The sequence below is a fragment of the Anaerococcus sp. NML200574 genome (assembly GCF_026131665.1).
Classification (GTDB): Bacteria; Bacillota; Clostridia; order Tissierellales; family Peptoniphilaceae; genus Anaerococcus; species Anaerococcus kampingae.
In genome coordinates, this window is record NZ_JAMXSM010000058.1 from 1 (window position 1) to 2552 (window position 2552).

Sequence of the window (2552 nt, forward strand, 5' to 3'; positions counted from 1 at the left end):
AACCATCGGACTGCCTCCAGATTCCCCTGATAAATATTCCGTTACTAGTTTGATTTTAAATTCTTTTGTGTATTTTGGCATACAAAAACCCCTCCATCCGTATTCCGGATTTTGGGGTTCAGGTCAATTAAGAGTCTTGTTTTTTAAGTTTCAGATAAGTTTACTTATCTTCTTCTTCTTTTTTTCTGCTTGCAAGTAGTCCTGCTATTGAGATTCCTGCTAGTCCTACTATTCCGCTTACTGAGCCTACGCCTGTCTTGACGTTTTTGCCTGCTTTATTAGCTTTAGCATTAGGCATCTTTTCTTTTTGAGCTGCTACTTGGAAGATTAGATCTTCAGCATTTATGAAGTTCTTAGAACCGTCAGCATAGATTAGAGTAGCGTTACCCTTATCATCTACTATTACGTCGATTGCTGCTGGATTTGCCTTCTTAACTTTGTCGATTACTTCGTGTTTTTCATCGTCTGTTAAATGCTTCATATCCCTTGCACCAGCTTTAACTTTTATAGCTTTTACTGGATACTTTTCAGCTTCTGTTAGTTTTTTCTTATTATCATCTTCATTAGATGTATTGTCTTTATCGCCTTCATCAGCTTTTGATCCTGGGATAATTATTCCGCCAATATTGCCACCTGACTCATTGCCAGAAGCTTTTTCTTTTATTAGCTTGTCAGCTCCAATCACATCTTTTGATCCATTTGGATATGTGATTGTTGCATTACCCTTTTCATCTACTGTTACCTTTGTTCCTGCTGGGAATTTATCTTTGTTTGCTTCTTTAATCTTTTCAGCAATCTTAGATTTCTCTTCTTCTGTAAGCTTGTCTTTGTTGCCTACTTCAGTATTTCCAGGAATATTTGGACCAATCTTATCAGCATCTCCGCTTGCCTTACCATTTAGTGCTTTTTCTGCATCTTCTAGAGCTTTCTTTGCTTTGTTGACATCGTCTTGACTTGCATTTGGATCTGCTAGTACTTTTTCGGCATCTGCTAATGCTTTGTCGTATGCATCCTTTTTATCTTTGTCTGCATTCTTGTACTTATCTGATGCTTTTGTTGCGTCCTTTTTAGCTACTTCAGCTTCTAGAGGATTCTTATCTACTGAAGTTGCTGCGCCTGCTTTCTTAACAGTTTCTTCTGGTTTTAATTTACCAAGTTCTTTTCCATCTTTATCTTTTACAGTTACTGTTCCGTCTTTACCTACTTCGACTGTTGCACCTTCTGGTAAGTTTGGATTTGCTTTCTTAACTGCATCTTCTACAGCTTTCTTTTCAGGATCTGTTAGGTTAGATGGGTCAGCTACTTTAACTGGTTCTGCTGGAGCTACTACTGTTCCTGCTTTCTTAACAGTTTCTTCTGGTTTTAGTTTACCAATTTCTTTACCATCTTTATCTTTTACTGTTACTGTTCCATCGTCTGCTACTTCGATTGTTGCATCTTTTGGTAGATCTTTGTTTGCATCTTTAACAGCTTTCTTAACAGCTTCTTTTTCGTCATCTGTTAACTTAGATGGATCTTTTACTTCAACTGGGTTAGCTGGGGCTACTACTGTGCCTGCTTTCTTAACAGTTTCTTCTGGTTTTAGTTTACCAATTTCTTTACCATCTTTATCTTTTACTGTTACTGTTCCATCGTCTGCTACTTCGATTGTTGCATCTTTTGGTAGATCTTTGTTTGCATCTTTAACAGCTTTCTTAACAGCTTCTTTTTCGTCATCTGTTAACTTAGATGGATCTTTTACTTCAACTGGGTTAGCTGGGGCTACTACTGCGCCTGCTTTCTTAACAGTTTCTTCTGGTTTTAATTTACCAAGTTCTTTTCCATCTTTATCTTTTACAGTTACTGTTCCGTCTTTACCTACTTCGACTGTTGCACCTTCTGGTAAGTTTGGATTTGCTTTCTTAACTGCGTCTTCTACAGCTTTCTTTTCAGGATCTGTTAGGTTAGATGGGTCAGCTACTTTAACTGGTTCTGCTGGAGCTACTACTGTGCCTGCTTTCTTAACAGTTTCTTCTGGTTTTAATTTACCAATTTCTTTGCCATCTTTATTTGTTACAGTTACTGTTCCGTCATTGCCTACAGTTACTTTCGCATCTGCTGGTAAGTCTGGATTTGCTTTCTTAACTGCTTCTTCTACTTTACCTTTTTCTTCATCAGTTAAGTTAGATGGGTCTTTTACTTCAACTGGTTTTTCTGGAGCTTTTAGAGCTGACTTAACAGTTTCTTTTGCTGGAATTGTTCCAATTTCTTTGCCATCTTTATCTGTTACAGTTACTGTTCCGTCATTGCCTACAGTTACTTTTGCATCTGCTGGTAAGTCTGGATTTGCTTTCTTAACTGCTTCTTCTACTTTACCTTTTTCTTCATCAGTTAAGTTAGATGGGTCTTTTACTTCAACTGGTTTTTCTGGAGCTTTTAGAGCTGCCTTAACAGTTTCTTTTGCTGGAATTGTTCCAATTTCTTTGCCATCTTTATCTGTTACAGTTACTGTTCCGTCATTGCCTACAGTTACTTTTGCATCTGCTGGTAAGTCTGGATTTGCTTTCTTAACT

The 2552-nt window shown here is 37.5% G+C and carries 1 pseudogene; it reads right to left on the reverse strand.

Annotation, left to right across the window (positions count from 1 at the left end):
- Positions 1 to 160 precede the first annotated feature (160 nt).
- A pseudogene (locus NH286_RS10565) lies at positions 161 to 2552 on the reverse strand (adhesin); the annotation flags it as partial.